The organism is Yoonia sp. (assembly GCF_014859355.1).
Lineage (GTDB): Bacteria > Pseudomonadota > Alphaproteobacteria > Rhodobacterales > Rhodobacteraceae > Yoonia.
Map to the genome: position 1 here is coordinate 21,022 of NZ_JACUUJ010000035.1, position 6,000 is coordinate 27,021.

General features: G+C 60.1%; 5 protein-coding genes. 2 read left to right on the top strand and 3 right to left on the bottom strand.

Annotation, left to right across the window (positions count from 1 at the left end):
* The first annotated feature begins 37 nt into the window (after positions 1-37).
* Entirely contained in the window at positions 38-2,230 is a 2,193-nt protein-coding gene (locus IBX59_RS11910; RefSeq protein WP_296375796.1) for a primosomal protein N', read from the top strand.
* Here IBX59_RS11910 and IBX59_RS11915 read toward each other — a convergent pair.
* Positions 2,224-2,814 carry a thymidine kinase gene (locus IBX59_RS11915; protein WP_296375798.1) on the bottom strand — a complete coding sequence of 197 codons (591 nt, stop codon included), beginning with the start codon at positions 2,812-2,814 and terminating at the stop codon, positions 2,224-2,226. The two genes, IBX59_RS11910 and IBX59_RS11915, sit on opposite strands and share 7 nt — an antisense overlap.
* 121 nt (positions 2,815-2,935) lie before the next feature.
* On the opposite strand from IBX59_RS11915, the gene arsH reads away from it, so the two are divergent.
* On the top strand, positions 2,936-3,643 hold the full coding sequence (arsH, locus tag IBX59_RS11920; RefSeq protein WP_296375800.1) for an arsenical resistance protein ArsH: 708 nt from the start codon (positions 2,936-2,938) through the stop codon (positions 3,641-3,643).
* Here arsH and IBX59_RS11925 read toward each other — a convergent pair.
* Together IBX59_RS11925 and IBX59_RS11930 are read right to left on the bottom strand one after the other, a co-directional pair.
* A complete protein-coding gene (locus IBX59_RS11925) occupies positions 3,640-4,758 on the bottom strand; it encodes a beta-ketoacyl-ACP synthase III (RefSeq protein ID WP_296375802.1) in 1,119 nt (372 codons plus the stop codon). The two genes, arsH and IBX59_RS11925, sit on opposite strands and share 4 nt — an antisense overlap.
* A gap of 100 nt (positions 4,759-4,858) precedes the next feature.
* Positions 4,859-6,000: ATP-grasp domain-containing protein (locus tag IBX59_RS11930; protein WP_296375804.1), on the bottom strand; the 1,142-nt coding region annotated here is incomplete at its 5' end.

Genomic DNA, 6,000 nt, shown 5'->3' on the forward strand with positions numbered 1-6,000 from the left:
TCAGGTCGCAGGACGCGTGAACCCTCAAAAGGCGGTTATGACTGATAGCTATTTCCATGCAGGTGATCTGGTCGGCGTGCTGACCACCCAACCGCTTGACCGGCCGCTGGATTACAAGGCACCCGAAGGCGGTTGTCATCTGGGGGCCTTTGTCGAGGTGCCGCTGGGGCCACGCCGCGTGTTGGGCGTGGTCTGGGGGCCGGGCAAGGGGGATTTTGACAGCGCGAAGATCAGGTCGGTCATCCGTGTGCTGGATGTCGCCCCGATGCGCGATGAAATGCACGCATTTCTGACGCGCGCCGCCGATTACACGCTGACGCCGCTGCCTGCGATGCTGCGCCTTGCCACCCGCGCGCCAAGGCTGGGCGACGCCCCGTCGATGCGCACCGTTTACCGGCTGGGTGCCAGCGCACCGGCCCGCATGACCGACGCCCGTGAAAAGGTGCTGGCGGTGTTGCGCGATTATGGCGGGCTGTTCTTTACCCTTGGCGAACTGGCTGAAATGGCCGGTGTCGGCACATCGGTCGTCAAGGGGCTGGTCAAACAGGGGGCCGTGCGCGAGGAAGACGCCCCGCGCGATATGCCCTATCCCGCGCTTGACCCTGATTATGGCGGCAAGACGCTTAGCGCCGATCAGGCCGCCGGTGCCGAGGCCCTGCGCGCCGCCCTGCGCAGCGATCACTATGGCACGACCCTGCTGAAAGGCGTGACCGGATCAGGTAAAACCGAGGTCTATCTAGAGGCGGTTGCCGAAGCCTTGCGCATGGGCCGTCAGGCGCTTGTGCTGCTGCCCGAAATCGCGCTGTCGGGGGAATTCATCAACCGGGTCGAGGCGCGCTTCGGGATGAAGCCCGCCGAATGGCATTCCGGCGTGACCATGACCGAACGCCGCCGGTGCTGGCGGATGGTCGGGCAGGGCGATGCGCAGCTTGTTGTCGGTGCGCGGTCTGCGTTGTTTCTACCCTTTCAGAATCTTGGCCTGATTGTCGTGGATGAAGAACACGACACGTCTTATAAACAAGAGGACGGTGTGCTGTATAACGCCCGCGACATGGCCGTGCTGCGCGCAGCGATCAACGGGGCGCAGGTGGTGCTGGCTTCGGCCACGCCCAGCCTTGAAAGCTGGGCCAATGTAGAGGCGGGCAAATACAAACGGTTGAACCTGACGTCGCGGTTCGGGGTCGCGGTAATGCCGAAAATGGCCGCGATCGACATGCGGTCAGAGGATGTGCCGGGCGGCAAATGGGTATCGCCTTCCCTGCGCCGCGCCATCGCGCACCGGCTGGAAAGGGGCGAACAATCACTGATCTTTCTCAACCGGCGCGGCTATGCCCCGATCACGCTGTGCCGGGCCTGCGGGCATCAGATTGGCTGCGATCACTGCGATGCGCGGATGGTGGAACACCGGTTTCTGAAACGGCTGATGTGCCACCAATGCGGTGAAACCAAACCGATCCCCACCAAATGCCCCCATTGCGATGCCGAAGGTAAGCTAAGCGCGGTTGGTCCCGGCGTGGAACGCATGGGTGAAGAGGTGGCGGGCCTGTTCCCCAATGCGCGCATCGCGGTGCTGTCATCAGATCTTTATGGATCGGCGCGCGCGATGAAGGCGCATATCGAAGATATCGCCCAAGGCGGCACCGATATCATCATCGGCACGCAACTGGTGGCCAAGGGGCATAACTTTCCACTGCTGACGCTGGTGGGGGTGATCGATGCCGATCTGGGGCTGCAAGGGTCTGACCTGCGCGCCGCCGAACGCACATTTCAATTGATGCGCCAGGTGGCAGGGCGGGCCGGGCGCGCCGAAACCCCGGGTGTGGCGCTGTTGCAGACATATCAGCCCGAACATCCGGTGATCCGGTCGATCCTTGCAGGTGATGAAGAAGGTTTCTGGGCTGCCGAAGCCGCAGAGCGCAAGGCGGCTGGCGTGCCACCTTATGGCCGCATGGCTGGCATCATCCTAAGCAGTCCGAACCTGCAAGATCTGTTCGATCTGGGCGCTGACATGGCGCGGCGTGATGCGCCCTTGCGCCGGATCGGTGCGCAGGTTTACGGCCCGGCCCCGGCACCCATCGCGCGGGTGCGTGGGCGGCATCGGGTGCGGTTGCTGGTCAAAGCAGACAAATCAGCCCCGTTGCAAGCGGCTCTTGCGCAATGGGCGGCGCAATTCCGGCTGCCCGCGCAGGTGCGTCTGGCCATCGATATCGACCCGCAAAGTTTTTATTGACGTGCTTTATCGCCTATTTCGGCGCGCCAATGGCGGCGGCACAGTGACACATAGCGGTCATTGCCACCAATGGCGATCTGGTCGCCGGATGTCATGACCTGCCCGTGGGCGTCTTTGCGCACCACCATGGTGGCCTTCTTGCCGCAATGACAAATCGTGCGAATTTCACGCATGTCATCGGCCAGCGCCAGCAACGCGGCTGATCCGGGAAATAACTGCCCCAGAAAATCAACCCGCAGGCCGAATGTCATCACCGGCACGGCCAGATCATCGGCCACGCGGGCCAGCTGCCAGACCTGATCGGGGTGCAAAAACTGCGCTTCGTCGATGAACACGCAGGCGCAGGGGCCTTGCGCCAGCCGGGCGGCGATTTTTGCAAACAGGTCTTCGCCAGGGGCAAAGGTATCTGCATCGGCACCAATCCCGATGCGGCTACCGATCCGACCGGCACCTGCGCGATGATCCATCTGCGCCGTCAACAGATAGGTTTGCATGCCGCGTTCGATATAGTTGTGCGAGGCTTGCAGCAACACGGTCGATTTGCCGGCGTTCATTGTGGAATAGTTGAAATAAAGCTTTGCCATGGCTGTGATTAGCCCCCGCATGCGGCGAATTGCAAGGCCAGCAATTTTGGTTTTTGGCCTTTCCTCTGGCGCGATGAATGTTAAATCCCTGACAAGAACGCCAGTAACAGGACCGCGTGCCATGGATACGTCAGACATACCCAACGTGATTGCCAGCGCCTTGAAACCACTGGATATCCCTGCACTTGTCGGGCCGGGTGATCCAGGGCATCCGCCGCGTATTCTGTTGTTATACGGATCATTGCGGCCTGTCAGTTATTCGCGGCTTTGTGCCGAAGAAGCCGCGCGCGTGTTGCGTGCGCTGGGCTGTGAAACGCGGTTTTTCGACCCGTCTGGCCTGCCCCTGCCGGATGATGCGGATGCTGATCACCCCAAGGTGGCTGAACTGCGCGAACTGGCGCTTTGGTCCGAAGGCATGGTCTGGTCCAGCCCTGAACGGCATGGTGCCATGACGGGGATCATGAAAACGCAGATCGACTGGCTGCCGCTGGCACCGCTTGGCGGCATCCGGCCAACACAGGGTAAAACGCTGGCGCTGATGCAGGTGTCGGGCGGTTCGCAATCGTTCAACACGGTCAACCAGTTGCGGATCCTTGGGCGCTGGATGCGGATGATCACCATCCCGAACCAATCGTCAGTGCCAATGGCGTGGAAAGAATTCGATAACGGGCGCATGAAACCTTCGCCGCTGTATAACCGCATCGTTGACGTGATGGAGGAACTGGCCCGCTTTACCTTGATGATCCGCGCACGCAGCACGATGCTGGTTGATCGCTATTCGGAAAGGGTTGAAACGCCCATGGATGTCCACAAACGGGTCAGCAGCTAGGCGCGTTCAACGATGACGGACCCCACCGAATAGCCGGCCCCGAAGGAACAGATCAGCCCTTTGTCGCCGACCGGCAGATCGTCGGAATGTTTCGAAAAGGCGATGATCGATCCGGCCGATGATGTATTGGCGTAATCTTGCAGAATATTGGGCTGTTCCCCAGGGGCAGGGACGCGGCCCAAAACCTTTTTACCGATAAAGTCGTTCATTGTCTTGTTGGCTTGATGCAGCCAAAGCCGGCGCAGGTCTGATGCCGCGACGCCGGTTTCAGCCAGATGATCGGCGATATGCTGGCTAACCAGCGGCAGCACCTCTTTGAATACCTTGCGCCCGTTTTGCATGAACTGCATATCGCGTCGGTCTTCCATCTGGTCGTGGCTGCGGCGCATGTAGCCGTTATTGTTGCGGATATTGTTGCTGAACTGGGTGGCGCAGCGGGTCGAAAGCACCTTGAAGCGGGGCTGCGACAGCCCTTCGTCGCGTTCCAACAGCGTGGCTGTGGCCACATCACCGAAAATGAAATGACAATCGCGGTCGCGCCATTCCAGATGCGCGCTGCAAATTTCAGGATTGATGACAAGTGCTGCACGGATAGACCCTGTGCGGATCATATCCGCCGCTGCCTGAATGCCAAAAGTCGCGCTGGAACAGGCGACATTCATATCAAAGGCAAAGCCGCCGGCACCCAGAAGTTTTTGAATCTCTACGCTAATTGCAGGATAGGCCCGTTCCATGTTCGATGCGGCGCAGATGACAAGATCGACATCTCCAGCGCGACGCCCTGCTGCTGAAAGCGCCTTTTGCGCTGCGTCCACCCCGATTTCGGCCATATAGCTGGGTTCGGTGTCACGCCGGGCCGGTAGGTTTGGAAACATCCTGCCGGGGTCAAGAATACCACTTTTATCGAGTACATAGCGTTGTTTGATGCCGGATGCGGAATAGATGAAATCGGCCGATGAATGGTCTTTGGCGGCCACCTGTCCGGCTGCGATGGCACGGGCATTTTCGGCATTCCACATATCGGCGTAGGTGTTGAACGCGGCCACCAATTCGGCGTTTGTGATGACAAGGCTTGGGGTAAAAACTCCGGTTCCGGTGATGGCGACGTTGTTCATTCTATTCCCTAGGGTTGGCAGAATAAAGTATGACGGCTGCGCTGTGTTTGTCCACAGCCGTCACATCAGCTTGACCTTGCGGAATGCCCGCAAGTTTGCCCTAGCCTTGCAGGCTTCTGACGGCCAGATCGCCCTCTGATCTGGCCCGCATCGCCAGCGTGGCGGCATGGGCGGCAGCAGCGGTGGTGAAATACGGAATCTTATCATAAAGCGCGACAGCACGAATGTCGCGGCTATCCTCGACGGCCTGCGCGCCCTCGGTGGTGTTGAACACCAGCGCGATATGGCCATCCTTCAGGCGGTCAACGATTGTCAGCCCGCCTTCATAGACTTTGTTGACGATTTCGCAATCGACTTGGTTTTTGCGCAACCAGCTGGCGGTGCCACGGGTGGCAACGATGGTAAACCCAAGCAAGATGAGGGTTTTTGACGCATCCACCATATCGGCTGTCTTATCCGTGTCGCGGATCGAGATGAAAACAGTGCCTTGCGTGGGCAGGTTGGTGCCCGCCCCCATCTGCGCCTTTAGGAAGGCGCGGGGAAACGACCGATCCCAGCCCATGACTTCACCGGTAGACCGCATTTCCGGCCCAAGGATTGTATCGACGCCGGGGAAGCGGGCAAAGGGCAACACGGCCTCTTTCACCGAAAACCACGGGGTGTTGGGGTCAGCCAAGGTAAAGGCATCGCCCAGCGGCAGCACGTCCATCGGGTTTTCGCTTGCGGGGTAGGGCGCGCGCAGCGGGAAGTTGGACAGCGGTTCACCCGCCATCAGCCGTGCGGCGATGGATGCGATGGCGCTGTCGGTTGCCTTGGCCACAAAGGGCACGGTGCGCGATGCGCGGGGGTTCACCTCGATCAGGTAGACCTCTTCATCCTTTACCGCGAATTGCACGTTCATCAGGCCCACGACATGCAGCGCAAGCGCCAATTTTTCGGTCTGTGCGCGGATTTCAGCAATCATCGCGTCGGACAGTGAATAGGGGGGCAGGGAACAGGCGCTGTCACCCGAATGCACGCCCGCTTCTTCGATGTGTTGCATGATGCCGGCAACATGGGTGTTTTCACCGTCGCACAGGCAATCCACATCCACCTCAACCGCACCGGACAGGTAGCTGTCCAGCAGCACGGGGCTGTCACCCGACACAACAACGGCATCCGAGATATAGCGTTCAAGCTGCGCCTGATCGCGCACGATTTCCATCGCGCGCCCGCCCAGCACATAAGACGGGCGGATCACCA